The sequence below is a fragment of the Caballeronia grimmiae genome (genome assembly GCF_022879615.1).
GTDB lineage: Bacteria > Pseudomonadota > Gammaproteobacteria > Burkholderiales > Burkholderiaceae > Caballeronia > Caballeronia grimmiae.
On the sequence record NZ_CP084274.1, the window covers coordinates 585,817 to 603,258 of the forward strand.

Consider the following 17,442-nt stretch of genomic DNA (forward strand, 5'->3'; position numbering starts at 1 on the left):
AATGAATTCGCAGACCTTGTTCCCGACGCTGGCCCCGACCATCGAATGGCGTGACGGCAAGCTGTTGCTGCTCGATCAGACGCGCCTGCCGCACGAGATCGTCGTGGAACACGTCGCCAATGCCGCCGAGGTGTGGCGCGCCATCCACGAACTGCGCGTGCGCGGCGCGCCGGCCATCGGTGTCGCGGCGGGCTATGGCTTGTGCGTCGCGATGCAGGACGCCCGCACGTTGCCGGTGGCGCAGTTTCGCGCGGAACTCGAACGGCGCGCGGCGTGGCTCGATACCGCGCGTCCGACCGCCGTGAATCTCAGCTGGAGCCTCCGGCGCATGATGAAGCGCGCGCGCGAATGCGATACGCAGGACACGGCGGTGCTGTACGACGTGCTCGTCGATGAAGCGACGCGCATCCACGAAGAGGACATCGCGCTGTGCGAAGGCATCGGCGTGCATGGCATGTCGCTGATCGGCGAGGGCAACGGCGTGCTCACGCACTGCAATGCGGGCGCGCTCGCGACGACCGGTCTCGGCACCGCCACCGCCCCGATCTATGCGGCGCATCGTGCGGGCATCGCGTTCAGTGTCTTCGCCGATGAAACGCGCCCCCTGCTGCAAGGCGCGCGCCTCACCGCGTTCGAACTGCAGCAGGCGGGTGTCGACGTCACGCTCATCATGGATGGCGCCGCTGCGTCCATCATGTCGCAGGGGCTGGTCGATCTCGTCATCGTCGGCACGGACCGGGTGGCCGCGAACGGCGACTTCGCGAACAAGATCGGCACGCTGGGCCTCGCGATCGCCGCGCGCCATTACGGCATCCCGTTCTATGTCGCGTGCCCTTCGTCGACGCTGGACTTCTCGACGGCGACGGGCGAACGCATCGAGATCGAGGAGCGCTCCGGCGCCGAGGTCACTCACCTCGCGGGGCAGCGTGTCGCGCCCGAGCACATCAAGGCGCGCAACCCCGCGTTCGATGTGACGCCGCACGCGCTCGTCACCGGCTTCATCACGGAACGTGGCATCGTCGAGGCGCCGTTCGAACGATCGCTCAAGAGCCTGTTCGCCGCCGAAGGCAACGTGGCATGAAGGCGACGAATGAAGATGCGCTGCGCCAGGGCATCGTCGACACGGCGCTCGAAATGGAACGTCTCGGCATCAATCAGGGAACGTCCGGCAACGTCAGCGCGCGCTTCGGCGATGGCCTGCTGATCACGCCGAGCGGCGTTCCCGCGCGTGAGCTGAGTGTCGAGGGCATCGTCTATTTGCCGCTCGACGTATGCGACGGCGACGACGTCCTGCGCGTCCAGCGTCCGTCATCGGAATGGCGGATTCATCGCGACCTGCTGCGGGCGCGTCCCGAGATGCATGCGGTCGTGCACACACATTCGACGGCGGCAACGGCGCTCGCGATTCAGGGCCGCGAGATTCCGGCTGTGCATTACATGGTCGCAGCCGCAGGCGGCGCGTCGATTCGCTGCGCGCCGTATGCGCTCTTCGGCACGCAGGCGCTGTCGGATCACGCGCTCGCCGCGCTCGAAGGACGGCGGGCGTGCCTGCTCGCGCATCACGGTGTCGTGGCGCTCGGCGCGGATTTGCCGCGGGCCGTGTGGCTCGCGCATGAAGTGGAAGTGCTCGCCAGGCAATACCTGCTGGCGCTGCAACTCGGCGCGCCGCCGGTGCTGACCGGCGAGCAGATGCATGAAGTGCTGGAGAGATTCAAGACGTACGGCAAGCGCAGCAAGGACGACTGACATTCGCGACAAGACATCAAGCTCACTGCAATGAACAACTCGTAAAAAGGAGACAGTCATGGCCTGGAGTTCGGCACGGTTCGATAGTTGGGGAACATTCGGCAAGTCCACCGGGGCATTGCTGCTGTGCGCAGCGGCGCTCGCGGGATGCAACAAGAGCGAAAACGCGTCGTCGAGCAGCAGCGCCAGCAAGAGCGCGAGCGACAGCGCAAGCCCACCGGCGAGCGCGCCGGCCCCGGCCCCGGCTGCGGCGAGCGGCAGCAAGCCGAAGATCGGCTTCTCGATCGCGACGTTGAACAACGCGTTCTTCGTGGGCCTGAAGGCCGGTGTCGAACGCGGCTCGAAGGAGCAGAACTTCGACCTCGTGCAGACCAACGCCAACGGCGATGCGCAGCAGCAAGTGAACGATGCGCTCAACCTGCTGAGTCAGGGCGTAACCGCGCTCGTGCTCAACCCGATCGATTCGAAGGCGATCATTCCGGCAGTCGAGAAGGCGAACCAGATGAACGTCCCGGTCTTCACGCTGGACCGTGGCTCGGATGGCGGCAAGGTGACTTCGTTCGTCGCATCGGACAACGTCGCCCTCGGCCAGACGGCGGCGAAATGGATCGCGGAGCAGTTGAAAAAGCGCTACGGATCGGAGAAGGGCAACGTCGTCGATCTGATCGGTCTGGTCGGCACCACGGCGGCGACCGACCGCGAAAAGGGCTTCAGCGACGAGATCGCCAAGTATCCGGACATCAAGGTCGTTGCACGTCAGGAAGGCGCGTTCGACCAGGAGAAGTCGCTCAACGCGATGACCAACATCCTGCAGAAATATCCGCAGATCGACGCGGTGTTCGGCGCGAACGACGACAACACCGTGGGCGCGGAGAAGGCCATCGACAACGCGGGACGTTACAAGCCGCTCGACGACAAGGCGCACATCATGGTGATCGGTGCGGACGGGACCGCACAGGCGCTCTCGGCGATTCGCGCGGGCAAGCAGGACGCGACCATCTCGCAGAATCCCATCAAGATGGCGGCGAAGTCGCTGCAGTTCATCGCGGACTACAACGCGAAGAAAGACGTGCCCGCGAACTATGCGTGGCCGACCATGCTCATCGACAAGTCCAACATCGACTCGGATGCGGTCAAGCAGTATGGCCTGTGGTCCGAGGAAGTGAAGCAGTAAGGCCAACCGGCGGCCGCGCGTGCAGCACACGCGCGGCCGCGAGCGGAATGCGAACATGACAGTCGAAACCGAAGCGCGGACGCGCATGCCTTCGAGCACGAAGGCGCCGCTGCTGCGCATGCAAGGCATCGTCAAGAGCTTTCCCGGCGTGAAGGCGCTGCGCGGCGTCAGTCTCGAACTGCACGCCGGTCACGTGATGGCTATCGTCGGCGAGAACGGCGCGGGCAAGTCGTCGCTCGTCAAGACGCTGTCGGGCGCTTACGAGCCGGACGAAGGCGACATCGAGATAGACGGCAGGCCGCTTGCGCGCGGCACGAACGCGGCGATCGACGCGGGCGTGGCCGTCATCTATCAGGAGCTGTCGCTCATCAACGACATGACGGTCGCGGAGAACCTGTTTCTCGGCCGCATGCCCGCGAGAAAGGGCTTCGTGAAGCAACGCGAGGCGCATGCGATGGCCCGCGAGGCGCTCGCGCGCGTGGGCCTCGACAACGTGCCGCCGTGGATGCGTCTCGGCGATCTGCCGCTCAACAAGCGGCAACTGGTCGAAGTGGCGAAGGCGATTGCGCGCGATGCACGCATCCTCGTAATGGACGAGCCGACCGCCGCGCTCCAGAGTCACGATATCGAGAATCTGTATGCGGTCGTGCGGCGATTGCGCGAAGAGGGCATGGGCATCATCTTCATCTCGCATCATCTGGAAGAAGTCTTCGAACTGGCGGACTCGGCGGTCGTGATGCGCGATGGCGCAACGGTCGGCGCACGTCCGATGTCCGAATGGACCGAAGCGGAACTCGTGCAGGCGATGGTTGCGCGCAATCTCGAATCGTTCTATCCGTGGGAGCCGCGCGAGTATGGCGACGTGGTGCTCGACGTGCGAAACCTCGCGAGCGCGCCGCTTCTGCGCAATGCGAGCTTCACGGTGCGCGCGGGCGAGATCGTCGGCATTGCGGGCATTGCGGGCGCGGGACGCACGGAGTTGCTCAAGACGATCTTCGGCGCGCTGCCCGCCACCCACGGCGAGATCGTCGTGAAAGGCAGGAAGGTCACGAATCATTCGCCGACGGAAGGCGTGCGCCACGGGCTCGTCTATACGTCGGAGGATCGCAAGCTCGAAGGGCTCGTGCTCGATGCCAGCATCGAAGAGAACATCGCGTTATCGAGTCTCAAGGCGCTCGCAAGCGGCGGCTTCGTGCGCGGCGCGAGAAAGCGCAAGCTCGCGCAGGAAGCGAGCACGCGCTTCGGCGTGCGCGCCTCGTCTGTGTTGCAGGTCACCGGCACGCTGTCGGGCGGCAATCAGCAGAAGGTCATTCTGGGCCGCGCCACCGCGACGAATCCCGCCGTCATCATGCTCGACGAACCGACGCGCGGCATCGACGTGGGCGCAAAGACCGAAATTTATGCGCATATGGTGAAGATGGCGCGTGCGGGCGCGGCGGTCATCATGGTCAGTTCCGAGTTGCCCGAATTGCTCGGCATGTCGGATCGCGTGCTGGTGATGTATCGCGGCAGCATCGTGACCGAAATTGCACGCGACAAGGCGAACTCGGAAACAGTGATTCAATGGGCAACGACAGGAGCAGGCGCATGACATCCACGGCAGCCAACCGGGCGGACACGGAAGCGCTGTCGCGCCGCGTGATCCGTCAATTGAGAAGCGGCATCGGGCCACTGTTCGCCGCGCTCGTCATCATTTGCGTGGCGTTGTCGGTCGCATCGCCGGAATTTCTGACGACGAGCACGCTCACCAACATCATGGTGCAGGTGTCGGTCGTCGGCATCGCGGCGGTCGGCGGCACCTTCGTGATCATCACGTCGGGCATCGATCTGTCGGTGGGATCGCTCGTCGCGCTGACGGGCATGGTCGCCGCGACCTTCATGGCGGGGTCGAGCCCGGATGCGGTCGGTCTCGGCATCGGCGGACTCTTCATTGCGCTGGCGACGGGCGCGGCGGTCGGCGCGATCAACGGCTTCGCGATTTCATGGCTGCGGCTCGTGCCGTTCATCGTCACGCTCGCCGCGATGGCGATGGCGCGCGGCCTCACGCTCGCCATCTCCGACGGCCGCACGAAGTTCGATTTTCCGAACGCGTTCACGGTCTTCGGCGCAAAGGCGATCGCGGGCCTGCCGATGCCGATGATCGTGATGCTCGTCGTGTTCGTCATCGGTCATGTCCTGCTGCGCAAGACGACGTTCGGCCATCAGGTGTTCGCGGTCGGCGGCAATCAGGAAGCCGCGCGGCTCGCGGGCATTCCGGTGCGGCGCGTCGTGTTCCTCACGTACATGCTCGCGGGCGTCACGGCGGCGATTGCGGGCATCGTGCTCGCAGGACGCCTAAATTCGGCATTGCCTTCGGCCGCCAACGGACTCGAACTTCAGGTGATCGCGGCCATCGTGATCGGCGGCACGTCGCTCGCGGGCGGACGCGGCTCGATCGTCGGCACGTTCATCGGCGTCGTGCTGATCGGGGTGATCAACGTCGGCCTGTCGCTGCTCGGCGTGAACCCGTTCTGGACGCAATTCATACAGGGCGGCGTCATCTTCGCTGCGGTCCTGCTCGACGCGTTGAGCCAGCGGCGCAAGCTGTGACGCGCGCATGCCCCTCGCCAAACACGCAATCAAAGGAGACACGAGAATGAAGAAGATCATCAACAACCCGGACACTTTCGTCGACGAAATCATCGACGCGTTGTTGCTCGCGCATCCGAAATGGATCAAGGCGGCGAACGCCGACAAGCGCGCGCTGGTTCGCGCCGATGCGCCGACAGCGGGCCGCGTGGGCATCGTGACGGGCGGCGGCTCGGGCCATATGCCGGGCTTTCTCGGCTACGTCGGCGAAGGCCTGTGCGGCGGCGTGGCGGTGGGCAACGTGTTTTCGTCGCCGTCGTCGGAGCAGATATTCGAAGCGACCAAAGGCGTGAACGGCGGCGCAGGCGTGCTGTACGTGTACGGCAATTATGGCGGCGACGTGCTGAACTTCGATCTCGCATCCGACCTCGCGGACGCGGAAGGCATCGATATCAAGACCGTCGTATTGACGGACGACGTGGCATCGGCGCCGAAGGAACGCGCAGCCGACCGGCGCGGCGTGGCGGGCATGGTGTTCGCGTTCAAGTGCGCCGGCGCGGCGGCCGAGCGCGGCGATTCGCTCGATGAAGTGGCGCGCATCTGCGCCAAGGCCAACGCGAACTGCCGCACGATGGGCGTGGGCCTGTCGCCGACGATCCTGCCCGCAGCGGGCAAGCCGACGTTCACACTGCCGGATGGCGAGATGGAGATCGGCATCGGCATCCATGGCGAACCCGGCACGCATCGCGGCGCGCTGCAATCGGCCGATGTCATCGCGGACAACATGATGCGCCAGATTCTCGACGATCTCGCCGCGCCGAAGGGTTCGCGTCTTGCGCTGCTCGTGAATGGTTTGGGCGCGACGCCGCTCGAAGAACTGTATCTGCTGTACCGGCGTGCGGCGAAGATCATCGCCGGCGATGGACTGACGGTCGCGTGGTCGTATGTCGGCGAGTATGTGACGAGCCTGGAAATGGCGGGCGCATCGATCACGGTCATGCTGCTCGACGATGAACTCGAAGCGCTGCTCGCGGCGCCGGCGCATTCGCCGTTCTTCCGCGAAGGCACGCACGCTTGATAAGGATGTCGAAATGACGACGACGAAGCAACTGATAGACGTTCTGAGCCGCGCATTGAGCGCGCTCCCCGCGCATGCGGACGAGTTGCGCGACCTCGATGCCGCTCTCGGCGACGGCGATCTCGGCATCACGGTGCGCGCGGGATCGGAAGCGGTCGTGAAGGCCATCGGCGTGCTGCCGGAGGAGGCGAGCATCGGCGACGTGCTGCTCGCGGCGGGGAAGGCGTTCTCGACGGCCAATCCATCGACGTTCGCCGCATTGGTCGGCGGCGGGCTGCTCGCTGCGGCCAAGACGATGCAGGGGAAGAACGAGATCGGCCGCGATGATGCGCTCGGCATCGGGCGTGCGGTGGCGGCGCGCATCATCGAGCGCGGCAAGAGCAATATCGGCGACAAGACCGTGCTCGATGCACTCGTGCCGAGCCTCGACGTGCTCGAGCAATCGCAGGGAAGCGCGACGGATGTTCTGGATGCGATGATCGCCACGGCGGGCGAGCGTGTCGCCGAGACCGCGAAGATGCAGTCGCAGAAAGGGCGCGCGGCGTGGGTGCAGGAACGCAGCATCGGCCATCCTGATCCAGGCGCGACGGCGTATGTGCGGTTTTTGGAGACTTTGCGCCGGGCGGTGGATGGAAGCGCTTGACGTCGATGGTGGGGCGCGGCGGCTATAGCGAGGGGCTGCGCCGCGTCTGCGTTGCGGAGCAATGGTCCGGCCCGGCGGAGCCAGAGTTCGGGTCGGTGATGCGTGCGTCGTTCACAACCGGTTCAAGCCCCGCTCCAGTTTCAGCGGCGTGCGATGTCCGAGGTCCCGGTCGAACGTCTCTCCGTAGTTGCCGACGCTTCGCACTGCGCGCGCCATCCGCTTATCGTCGTAACGAACGCTAAAGCCGTGTAGCAATCGCGGCGAGCAGCCTGTCGAGAGGAACAGGTTTCGTGAAATGGAGATCGAAGCCGGCGGCCTTCGCCTTTGCGAGGTCCTCTTTCTGGCCCCAGCCCGTTATCGCAACGAACAGGAGGCACGAGCCCTGAGCGCTTTCCCGGATGCGCGCTGCAAGCTCGTACCCGGACATGTCGGGCAAGCCGATATCGAGCAGCGCCACGTCGAGCTCGTTGTCTCGCGCGATCAGCAGAGCAGACTTCGCATCGTCTGCGCGCAAGACGGTATGACCATCCAGTTCGAGAAGCATGGAAAGGCTCTCGCCCGCGTCACGGTTGTCGTCAACCAGCAGGATTCGACGCGGCCTGTTCTTGTGTGAGGACGCCGGCGGACGCTCGCTGTGCGATTGCGGGAGCGTCGACAAAGGCAATCGTACGATGAATTCGCTTCCCTGGCCGATGCCGGGACTCCGTGCCGAAGCAGTTCCGCCATGAAGGTCCGTGAGCATCTTGACGAGCGCCAGTCCGACGCCGAGCCCGCCCTCGGCGTATTGTTTGCCGCCGGACAGTTGCGTGAACAGGCCGAACAGGGACGGCAGATCGGTTTCGTCGATGCCGATCCCCGAATCGCGGACGACGATGACGGCCTCGCCGTCTTCCCGATACGCCGAGAACCAGATGTTTCCGCCGGGCGGCGTGTATTTCGCCGCGTTGTTCAACAGGTTCTGCATGATCTGCGACAGCCTCGTCGGATCGGCATCCACGGTTAGCGGTTCGGGCGGAGCGTCCACGGAGATGTGATGCGATGCCGCGGTTATCCTTGGCCGCGACGCTTCGAGCGCCGTTTGCATCGCCTCCGCGACACTCACTGGCGCGCGGCGCAGTTCGATTTTTCCCGCACTGATGCGCGACACGTCGAGAAGATCGTCGACGAGATGCGATAGCTGATTCAGCTGGCGATCCAGAACACCGTATCCCCATTGAACACGCCCGGCATCGAGGCTCGCCGTTTTAAGCAGGTCCATCACGCTGCGCATCGGGGCCAGCGGATTTCTCAACTCGTGGGCCAAGGTCGCCAGGAATTCGTCTTTCTGCCGGTCTGCCCGTCTCAGTTGGTCCTTGACCTGGCGTTGTGCCTCGAGTGCGCGCTCGGCACGCGCTCTCGCCTCGACGAGCTCTTGCTCGAATCTATGACGGTCGGTCAGGACCATGAACGCATAGTGGTCGAAGTCTCTGTCCTTGCTTCGAACACGGCGCACGTTGAGCAACATGGGAATGCGGTTGCGTTCGCGGCCCAGCAACTCAAGCTTGAGTTCGGCGACAGAGCCTTGCAACTCCAGCAGCGGTCCCCAGTGCGTTTGCTGAAACAGCTTTGCACCGACAGTCAGGATATCCGACACCTTGCGGACATTCACCAGCTCGTGCTGGCCGTAGCCGAGCCAACGGCACAGTGTCGAATTGACACGGAGGATGGTGCCGTCGATATGCGCGCTCAGCAGCCCGCATCCGGCGTGTTCGAAGGAGTCGTCGATCGGGAGCAAGCTAGGCCCCGCTCTGACGGCCGTGACTATGCAGGAACCGCTGGATCGCGTCGATGCTCGCGCTCGCTGCACTCAGGTGAGGGCAGTGCCCGATGTTATCGACGGTGCTGAGCGTGCTGCCGGGAATCATGCGATGCATGTACTCGCCTACGCCTACCGGAGCGAGGAAGTCGTCGGTCGATTGCAGGATCAAGGTCGGCGTCGTGACCTTGGGCAGATCGCTCCGATGATCGGCAAGGAAGGTGACGCGGGCAAAGTGTCTGGCGATGTCGGGGTCTGTTCTGCAGAAGCTGTTGACGAGTTCCGCACTCAGTTCCGGCTGATCCGGCGCACCCATGATCGCCGGCGCCATGCTGCTCGACCAGCCGAGGTAATTCTGCTCGAGCGTCTCCAGAAGCTCTTCGATATCTTCCCGGTTGAAACCTCCGACGTAGCCGGCTTCGTTGATGAAGGAGGGCGAAGGTCCAACCATGACATTGGCGGCAAAGCGTTCGGGCCGCTCGATGGCGGCCAGCATGCCGATCATCGCGCTTACCGAGTGGCCGACGAAGATGACGGGACCGTCGCAGAGTTCGTCGATCAATTCGAGCACGTCCCGGGCATGCCCGTGCAACGACGAATACTTGTTGCGATCGTAGGCGGACAAATCAGACTTGCCGCTGCCGACGAGGTCGAACAGGAGCGTGGTGTATCCCGCGCTGAACGCTGGAGTCATTCTCCGCCACATGGTCTGGTCGCATCCGAATCCGTGCGCGAAGACCATGAATGGCCCGTGGCCGCTGATAGAAACGTTGTTTCGTTTTTGAATATTCATCGGGACGGCGGCGCCGTGTGACTGTTGAGAAGGCGACCAGCAAGGCGACGGGCTGAAAAGCGCCGTGAAAGGTAATACGGACAGAAACTTTGCGCCCCTGCCTGCACTGAAATAATGTACAGCGCAGTTCACGAAGAGTCATCAATCATATCAGGGTGTGCTCGCGCGAGCCGGCGCGGTGCCAGAAGCCGACGCCAACCGTTGTCATCGAAGCCGCGTTCCCTGAAGCCGCCCGCGCGACGCAAGACATGATGCCCGCGCCCAACACGGCAGCCTTCATTGGCGGCGTCGCCGCGCCCGATCAGGGGTGTCGTGATATGCTGACCCGGTGTCACGCAGGAGGTTACAGTGTCATGGTTACGTCGACCGTCCATCGTGCTTTCGAGCCGGGCAAGCTGTGCCATCCCGGTCGATTGCTTGGCGAATTCGTGCTGCCGCAACTCGGTCTTTCCGTGAGCCAGGCGGCCAGAGACCTGGGCGTGTCCCGACAGACGCTCCATCGAATCTTCGACGAAAGCGCTGCCGTTACGCCGGTGATGGCAATGCGGCTAGAGGCGCTGTGCGGCATTCCAGCCATGTTCTGGCTTCGACTCCAATGCGCGCACGATCTCGGCGACGCCCGCACATCGTTGACTGATGTGCTGCCTCTCATTCCCAAATACCGGCTTTCTCGCATGGCGATGAGGCAGCTCGGAGCAATCGATGGACACTAAGACTGTGACGCCGCACTACGCCCAGACAGGCGTGTCGGGACTCGACGACGTATTAGCGGGTGGCTTGACGAGAAAGAACGTATTTCTGCTCGAAGGAAGGCCGGGCACGGGCAAGACGACTATCGCGCTGAGTTTCCTCATGACCGGCGCCGCGTTAGGCGAGCCGTGTCTCTACATCACGCTCTCGGAGAACGAGATCGAGTTGCGAAACGGCGCGCGCTCGCACGGCTGGGATCTCGGGCATGCAATCGAGATATTCGAAGTCAGTCCGTCGGAAACTTTGCTGGACGCCGACCAGCAGCAGACGCTTCTCTATTCCTCAGACCTCGAACTCGGCGAAACGACGCGTTTGATACTGACCGAATTCGAGCGCGTCAAGCCGAAGCGGGTGGTGATCGACAGCCTGTCCGAAATTCGTCTGCTCGCTCAAAGTTCGCTGCGCTATCGCCGGCAGATTCTTGCGTTCAAACACTTCTTCGCGAGTCGCGATGCGACGGTGTTGCTTCTGGACGATCTGACGTCCGAGGCAACGGACATGACGGTGCACAGCGTGGCGCACGGCGTCATCAAGCTGGAGGAGTTGTCGCCCGAATACGGCGCAGAGCGGCGTCGGCTGCGCGTGCTCAAGTACCGGGGACAGCGGTATCGCGGCGGCTATCACGACTTCGCCATCAAGCGCGGCGGTGTGGCCGTGTTTCCACGGCTCGTTGCGGGTGAACATCGCACCGGCTTTGCCCGCACACAGGTGACGAGCGACGTGCCCGAACTCGACGCGCTTCTGGGCGGCGGCATCGAACAGGGGTCGAGCACGCTCATTCTTGGGCCGGCAGGCACCGGGAAAAGCCTCTACGCCATACAGTTCGTTGCAGCGGCCATCAGACGCGGTGAGAAAGCCGCGCTTTTCGTGTTCGATGAGGAACTCGGGCTGCTGTTCGACCGGGTCCGCGTCATGGGCATCGATCTCGCGGCGATGCAAAGCTCCGGCAATCTCCATATCGAACAAGTCGATGCCGCCGAACTGTCGCCGGGCGAATTCGCGCATCGCGTGCGCGCCAGTGTGGATACCGCGCGCTCGAAAACCGTCGTCATCGATAGTCTGAACGGCTATCAGGCTGCGATGCCCGAGGAAAACGCACTCGTCCTGCACATCCATGAGTTGTTGCAGTACCTCAACCGTCAGGGCGCCAACACCTTCCTCACCGTGGCCCAGCACGGCCTCGTGGGCGACATGAAGGCGCCGGTCGACGTGACTTACCTTGCGGACACCGTGATTCTGCTTCGCTATTTCGAGGCGCTCGGCCGGGTCCGGCGCGCCGTCTCCGTCATCAAGAAGCGCACCGGAGCGCACGAGGAATCGATCCGCGAGTTCCGCATCGGATCGACCGGGCTCGTGCTGGGCGCGCCGCTCAAGGACTTCCAGGGCGTGCTGCGGGGCGTGCCCACGTTCGTTGGCAATTCGGGACCTCTGCTGACACCGAACGCAAGCGCGAAACCGAATGCCTGAACTCGATCGTTGTCCCGTGCTGATCCTGACGCCTTTCGGTCGCGACTTCGCTGTCGCCCAGGCGCTCCTCGAGTCAACCAGCATCAGCTCCGAGGGCTGCGCGGATGTGCCGGAGTTGGCCGCCAGGTTAGGGGACGATGTCTGCTGCGTGGTCGCCGCCGATGAAGCATTGAACGGCGCCGATCTCACTGCGCTCACGCATTGGGTTTCGTCGCAGCCGGCCTGGTCGGACCTCCAGTTCATCGTCCTGACGCAGCGCAGCGCGGGAACCGACCGCAGGCCGATGGTGGCACGGCTGACGAAGGCGCTCGGCAACGTGGCGTTCGTCGAGCGGCCGTTCCATCCGACGACGTTCGTCAGCGTGACTGGAACAGCAGTGCGCGGCCGTCATCGCCAGTTCGAGGCGCGCGCCCGCATCAGGGAACTGCACGAAGGCGAAGCACGTCTGCTTACGGCGCTCACCGCCGGCAACCTCGGCTCATGGAATCTGGACCTGGCGAGCCTGACGTTGACGGCATCATCCACGTGCAAGGCGATTTTTGGACGGGGCGAGCACGAGAGTTTCACTTACGCGGAGCTTCTTGCCAGCGTGCATCCGGAAGACCAGTTGCGGATGCAGGCAGCCATGAAGCGCAGCCTGGATACGGGCTGCGACTTCGCGATCGAATTTCGCAATGTCTGGCCGAACGGCAGCGTGCATTGGGTCGATATCCGGGCGCGCGTCGTTCGCGACGACTCGGATCGCGTGTGTCAGCTTGTCGGCGTGTCATCGGACATCACTGCGCGAAAAACGTCAGAGGACGAGTTGCTTCGTTTGAACGAGTCACTGGAAGTGAAGGTGAAGGAGCGCACGGCGCAACTCGAACATGCGCATCAAACGGTCCTTGCCGAGATTCGGCAGCGCGAGCGCACGGAGGAGCTTCTCCGGCAAGTCCAGAAACTCGAAATGATCGGCCAGTTGACGGGCGGCATCGCGCACGACTTCAACAACCTGCTGATGGCGATCATGGCGAACCTCGAGCTCGTACGCAAAGACGTGGCGCCCGAGGAGCGGATCGGACGCCTGGTCGAAGGGGCGCTTCGAGGCGCTCAACGCGGCGCGGCGCTCACTCAACGCCTGCTCACCTTCGCGCGGCAGCAGGTCTTGAGAGTCGAGCCGGTGCAACTGACGACCTTGTTGCATGGCATGGCCGACCTGCTCGAACGCTCGATAAGCTCGACCATCGAACTATCGGTCGATACGGCCGATGAGCTTCCCTACACGATGGTCGATGCGAATCAGGTCGAGCTTGCTATCCTGAACCTCGTCGTCAACGCGCGCGATGCAATGCCTCATGGCGGCAAGATCAGCATCGCCGTGGATGCTGTCCATACATCGGGCGATACCGAACTGCCCGCGGGCCACTATGTGCGCATCATGGTGAGCGACACGGGAACGGGCATGGACGCCGCGACGCTCGCGAAAGCCACGGAACCGTTCTTCACGAATAAGGAAGTAGGCAAAGGCACGGGGCTGGGTCTGTCGATGATTCACGGCCTGGCGCGCCAGTTGAACGGCGCGCTGCACCTGGCGAGCACGCCGGGAGAGGGCACGTGTGCATCGCTATGGCTGCCGGCGTATGAGCACGACGCGGGCGATGCCGACGTGAAGCGGGAATCGCTCGACGATACGTCGCCTGACACGCTGATCGAGCGCGCGACGATACTGGTGGTCGACGATGACCCGCTCATCTCGTCGAGCACCGCTTACCTCTTGCAAGACTTGGGACAAGACGTTATCGAGGTGAATTCCGGCGCTGCTGCGCTGGAAGTTCTTCGCAGCGGTCGCGCGGTCGACGTCCTGCTGACCGACTATTCAATGCCGAGGATGACGGGCGTCGAACTGGCCGGCGCGGCGCGCGCACTCCGTCCGACGCTACCCGTCATTCTCGCAACCGGGTACGCCGAACTTCCGGAAGGACCGGAGGCCGCGCTTCCGAGACTGCGCAAGCCTTACGAGCAAAGTCAGCTGCTCAGGGAGATTGCAAGAGCCGTGTCGATGGGACGCTGACTTCACGGGCGATGCGTCAATGCAGGGCAGACGTGCGGCATCGCGATGAACGGCGACGCCGCGAGGCGGGGCCTCTTCCGTGGGCTGCTTCGGTCGCATCAGCCAGCGCGTTGTTGCAAACGCCCAAGCACGGGAATTGCTGCTGCACGATAAACCGTGGCTCGAAACAAAGACGTGGGGGAGAGGGTGAAGCCAACAGACGTTCTGTTTTTGATCGAGTCGTTGAACCGGCGCACGCGCGAGTCGCCGGAATGGGCCGATAGATACTTGAGAGCCGAAGTACTTTTGCACGCTGAACTGAGCGAGCAATGGCTGCAAGAGAGTGACCAGCTTAAAGATGGGCTGGCCAGGACGCGTTTGTTAGCGATGCTCGGACGTCCTCGTGCCGCGCTTGCCCGGCTTGCGCTTCTCATGAAGACGCTGGCAGCAGGAGGCCTGAAGGGGGAGCAAGGCGTTGTTGCGTTTAGCGAGCCGCAGTCTGCCGGTTCTATAGCAACGCTGTCGCAGTCAGTCTGAGGAAAGGTTTTCTTTCGAAGAGCAGTGGTCCGCCGAGGGTGGGCCTGAAGAATGCTCTCATCATTTCCGATGCATCGCCGGTTGCCGACGACGCCCATTACCGAGGCACTTCCAAATGACCCCGATCATCGATACGTTCGGCATCGACCCGACGCCACGCAGGGCAGACGGCGAATTCATGGCGCATGCAAAGATCACGACGCCTGGCAGGGACGGCGAAAACCCTCAAGTTCTGATGAGCGGGGACCTGGCCGGATTCGATCAGCGAGACGATGCCATCGCCTACGCTCGAGCGTGGGCCGCCCAATGGATTCACACTTACATCCAGCAAGGAACTACCGCGAAGCAGTAACGCGGTGGGCCGTCACTGCTTCCGCCTTTCGACAGGAAGGGCGCGATTCTTTATTGAAAGCGCGTGACGTTATGCGTTATTGCTAGCGTGGCTTCGATATTCACATCGCACTAGCAGCTTCCCGCTCTTCAGCGACTTAGGCGTGGCCCGTATGTCGCGTCGCACGCGGTCAAGGCCCGTTCATCGGCGGTGATTCTGCCCCTTCGCAGAACGCGGACGGGCAGCAAGCGACATCTTCGATCGGACGATTGGACGAAGAGTCGTGCCATAGTCAAACCGTCCAACGCGCAGCGCATCAAAACCCCACTTTCGGACATGGACGCAATGGAACTCTACGTAAGCCCGAACGGCGACAGATGGGATCTGCACATCGATGGCGACGCTCCCCCGGTGGTCCGGCACGTGCCCAACCTCGCATCCGGTGGCCGGCCGAGCGAGCAATCGGTCCCGGACTTTCTGGAGTCCAACCGTGCAACGCCGCAAGGAGAGGCGCTTCTGCGATCCATCGGCACGCTCGCGAATAGGCCGAATGAGAAACGCAGCGCCGCACCGGGCCGGCCCATCGTCGAGGGACTCTTGCTTGCGGCCGTGCGAGTGAGGACATTCGCCGATGCGCGCCATCTGACGAACGCCAGCGGCTTTTTCTTCACTCGCGACGAGCGGCTGTTTCTCGTGACGAGCCGGCACGTGGTTCACGACACGCCGAGCGAACATTTTCCCGACCGGTTGGAGATCGAACTTCATGTCGATGGCGCCAACCTCGGCGCGTCGACGTGGTTTTCGCTCCCGCTCTATGCCAATGGCGCCAGCCTCTGGCGCGAAGGCGCGGATGGAGGGGGCGACATCGACGTTGCCGTGCTGGAAGTGTTCAGGGAGCGGCTGCCGCCAACGGCAGTCTTTCAGGCTTTTGGCCCGGCGCATTTGCCTGATGCCGACGATGTCATGCCGGTCGGCCATTCCGTGCTGATCGTCGGCTTTCCGCTCGGGTTTCACGATTCCCTGCATCATCTGCCGGTGGTCCGGCAGGGCGTCATTGCATCGGCCTTTGGCCTGCGCTTTCAGGGCAAGGGCTGCTTCATCACCGATGCGCGGACTCATCGCGGCACGAGCGGCGCGCCGGTTGTCATGAGCGATTCGACCGCCGATACGCCGGATGGCAGTCGGCCCTTGCCGTGGAAACTGCTCGGTATCCATTCGTCGACGATCGACATGGGAGGACGCGATCTGCAGGTCGACGAGTCCCTTGGCCTGAACAGCGCCTGGTATGCCGACATTCTCCTCGCATTGACGGAACCCGCTGATGGAGCAGCAGTCACTCCGCTTAATGAAGACGACGCGCACGCCGCCCCGGACGCAGACAACGAAAAGCTGGCGCGTGCCCCTCGCGATCCCGGCGACATGGAATAAGCTCAGCGCGGCGCGTTCATGCGGAGCCTTCATTCAGCGTTGACGATGTTTCGGCAAGCGAACTATTCGACGCAAGATGCAGTTCATCGCCGATGATCCCGATGAGTGCTTCCGCCGCCGCGCTCAACGGGCGGCGCGGGTGGCTCACACACAGAATGTGCCGCACGATGCGCGGCGCGAGAATCGGGCAGGCGCGCAAGGTGCCGTGCCGCGCCGTACGCTCGACCACGATACGCGGAAGGATCGTCGCAAAACGCGTGCTTTCGACGAGCTTGAGAATGGTCGACAGCACGTCAATCTCGAAGCGCGGCGCGAGCAGCACGTCTTCATGTTGCGCGGCGCTGTCGAGCACGCCGCGCAGCCCGTGGCGCTTCGTCGGCAAGACGAGTTCCAGCTCGGGCAGCTTCGCGAATTCGATTGCGTGGGGAAGGTCGGGACCGTGCTCGGCGCTGGTGGCAAGCACCATCTCTTCATCGAGCAGCGGACGCGCATCGAGTGAAAGGCGGGCGCGCGGCTTGTTGATTATCGCGGCATCGAGCTGACCGCCCGCCACCCAGTCGATGAAAGTCGCGCTATAGCCGTCGGCGACGGTGACGTCGACATCCGGATAACGCGCATGAAAGCGCGACAGCGAATCCGCGAGCACGCTCTCCGTCACCGACGCGATCAGTCCGATGCCCACGTGCCCCGTCACGACTTCCTCGCGCTGCACGAGTTGCTGCCGCGCATGGGCGAGGTCGCGCATGATCGGCAGGAACAGGCGATACATGAGCCGTCCCGCCGCGGTCGGCGCCATGCCATGCGCGCCGCGCTCGAACAATTGCTGGTGCAATTCGTCCTCTAGCTTGGCGATCTGCATGCTCAATGCAGGCTGCACGATATTGAGCCGCTTGGCCGCCCGCGTGACCGAGCCATCTTCGAACAGCGCGATGAAGTACTGAATCTGTTTAAGGTCCATGTCTCGCTTGCGGCATCAGTGACGCTAATAGCTTTCGCTGGTTCTATCACGCGACGTTCGTCGACGTTACCGGACGCCCGTTGGCTTCCCGCCCACAAACAGGGCGTATGTGCGCAGTCCATTGATACGCACCTGTAAGGACACT

General features: G+C 63.4%; 16 protein-coding genes. 13 read left to right on the forward strand and 3 right to left on the reverse strand.

Going from position 1 to position 17,442, the window contains the following annotated elements; genetic code table 11:
* Position 1 precedes the first annotated feature (1 nt).
* From mtnA to LDZ21_RS26035, 7 genes are read left to right on the forward strand one after another with little or no spacing between them, the layout of a single operon-like run.
* The gene (gene mtnA, locus LDZ21_RS26005) at positions 2-1,081 is read left to right on the forward strand and encodes an S-methyl-5-thioribose-1-phosphate isomerase (protein ID WP_244796992.1); all 1,080 of its coding nucleotides are present in this window, start codon (positions 2-4) and stop codon (positions 1,079-1,081) included.
* A complete protein-coding gene (locus tag LDZ21_RS26010; protein WP_244796993.1) occupies positions 1,078-1,746 on the forward strand; it encodes a class II aldolase/adducin family protein in 669 nt (222 codons plus the stop codon). Before mtnA ends, LDZ21_RS26010 begins: the two co-directional genes overlap by 4 nt.
* Before the next feature lie 58 nt (positions 1,747-1,804).
* On the forward strand, positions 1,805-2,920 hold the full coding sequence (locus LDZ21_RS26015; protein WP_244796994.1) for a sugar ABC transporter substrate-binding protein: 1,116 nt from the start codon (positions 1,805-1,807) through the stop codon (positions 2,918-2,920).
* Between the two features lie 55 nt (positions 2,921-2,975).
* Positions 2,976-4,511, forward strand: coding sequence for a sugar ABC transporter ATP-binding protein (locus LDZ21_RS26020; protein WP_244796995.1), 1,536 nt, complete (start codon positions 2,976-2,978; stop codon positions 4,509-4,511).
* Positions 4,508-5,509 carry an ABC transporter permease gene (locus LDZ21_RS26025; RefSeq protein ID WP_244796996.1) on the forward strand — a complete coding sequence of 334 codons (1,002 nt, stop codon included), beginning with the start codon at positions 4,508-4,510 and terminating at the stop codon, positions 5,507-5,509. The genes LDZ21_RS26020 and LDZ21_RS26025 overlap by 4 nt, the downstream gene beginning before the upstream one ends.
* Positions 5,510-5,555: 46 nt before the next feature.
* Positions 5,556-6,566 (forward strand): dihydroxyacetone kinase subunit DhaK, encoded by a 1,011-nt coding sequence (locus tag LDZ21_RS26030; RefSeq protein ID WP_244796997.1) that lies wholly within the window; start codon positions 5,556-5,558, stop codon positions 6,564-6,566.
* A 13-nt stretch (positions 6,567-6,579) separates the two neighbouring features.
* Complete coding sequence (locus LDZ21_RS26035) at positions 6,580-7,209, forward strand: DAK2 domain-containing protein (RefSeq protein ID WP_244796998.1); 630 nt, start codon at positions 6,580-6,582, stop codon at positions 7,207-7,209.
* A 238-nt stretch (positions 7,210-7,447) separates the two neighbouring features.
* On the opposite strand, the gene LDZ21_RS26045 is transcribed toward LDZ21_RS26035, so the two are convergent.
* Together LDZ21_RS26045 and LDZ21_RS26050 are read right to left on the reverse strand one after the other, a co-directional pair.
* The gene (locus LDZ21_RS26045) at positions 7,448-8,983 is read right to left on the reverse strand and encodes a hybrid sensor histidine kinase/response regulator (protein ID WP_244796999.1); all 1,536 of its coding nucleotides are present in this window, start codon (positions 8,981-8,983) and stop codon (positions 7,448-7,450) included.
* A 1-nt stretch (position 8,984) separates the two neighbouring features.
* A complete protein-coding gene (locus tag LDZ21_RS26050) occupies positions 8,985-9,797 on the reverse strand; it encodes an alpha/beta fold hydrolase (RefSeq protein ID WP_244797308.1) in 813 nt (270 codons plus the stop codon).
* A gap of 248 nt (positions 9,798-10,045) precedes the next feature.
* Between LDZ21_RS26050 and LDZ21_RS26055 the strand changes: the two genes are divergently transcribed.
* The 6 genes from LDZ21_RS26055 (at position 10,046) to LDZ21_RS26080 (ending at position 16,339) form a co-directional block, all read left to right on the forward strand.
* Positions 10,046-10,510: a HigA family addiction module antitoxin gene (locus LDZ21_RS26055; RefSeq protein ID WP_244797000.1), complete on the forward strand. Its 465-nt coding sequence runs from the start codon at positions 10,046-10,048 to the stop codon at positions 10,508-10,510.
* Positions 10,500-12,014, forward strand: coding sequence for an ATPase domain-containing protein (locus tag LDZ21_RS26060; protein ID WP_244797001.1), 1,515 nt, complete (start codon positions 10,500-10,502; stop codon positions 12,012-12,014). The genes LDZ21_RS26055 and LDZ21_RS26060 overlap by 11 nt, the downstream gene beginning before the upstream one ends.
* Positions 12,007-14,064: a hybrid sensor histidine kinase/response regulator gene (locus LDZ21_RS26065; RefSeq protein ID WP_244797002.1), complete on the forward strand. Its 2,058-nt coding sequence runs from the start codon at positions 12,007-12,009 to the stop codon at positions 14,062-14,064. The genes LDZ21_RS26060 and LDZ21_RS26065 overlap by 8 nt, the downstream gene beginning before the upstream one ends.
* A gap of 156 nt (positions 14,065-14,220) precedes the next feature.
* Entirely contained in the window at positions 14,221-14,580 is a 360-nt protein-coding gene (locus LDZ21_RS26070; RefSeq protein WP_244797003.1) for a hypothetical protein, read from the forward strand.
* Positions 14,581-14,695: 115 nt separating this feature from the next.
* Entirely contained in the window at positions 14,696-14,932 is a 237-nt protein-coding gene (locus LDZ21_RS26075) for a hypothetical protein (protein WP_244797004.1), read from the forward strand.
* A 189-nt stretch (positions 14,933-15,121) separates the two neighbouring features.
* Positions 15,122-16,339: a S1 family peptidase gene (locus tag LDZ21_RS26080; protein WP_309774723.1), complete on the forward strand. Its 1,218-nt coding sequence runs from the start codon at positions 15,122-15,124 to the stop codon at positions 16,337-16,339.
* A 16-nt stretch (positions 16,340-16,355) separates the two neighbouring features.
* Here LDZ21_RS26080 and LDZ21_RS26085 read toward each other — a convergent pair whose 3' ends face one another.
* A complete protein-coding gene (locus LDZ21_RS26085; protein WP_244797005.1) occupies positions 16,356-17,297 on the reverse strand; it encodes a LysR family transcriptional regulator in 942 nt (313 codons plus the stop codon).
* Positions 17,298-17,442: the final 145 nt, after the last annotated feature.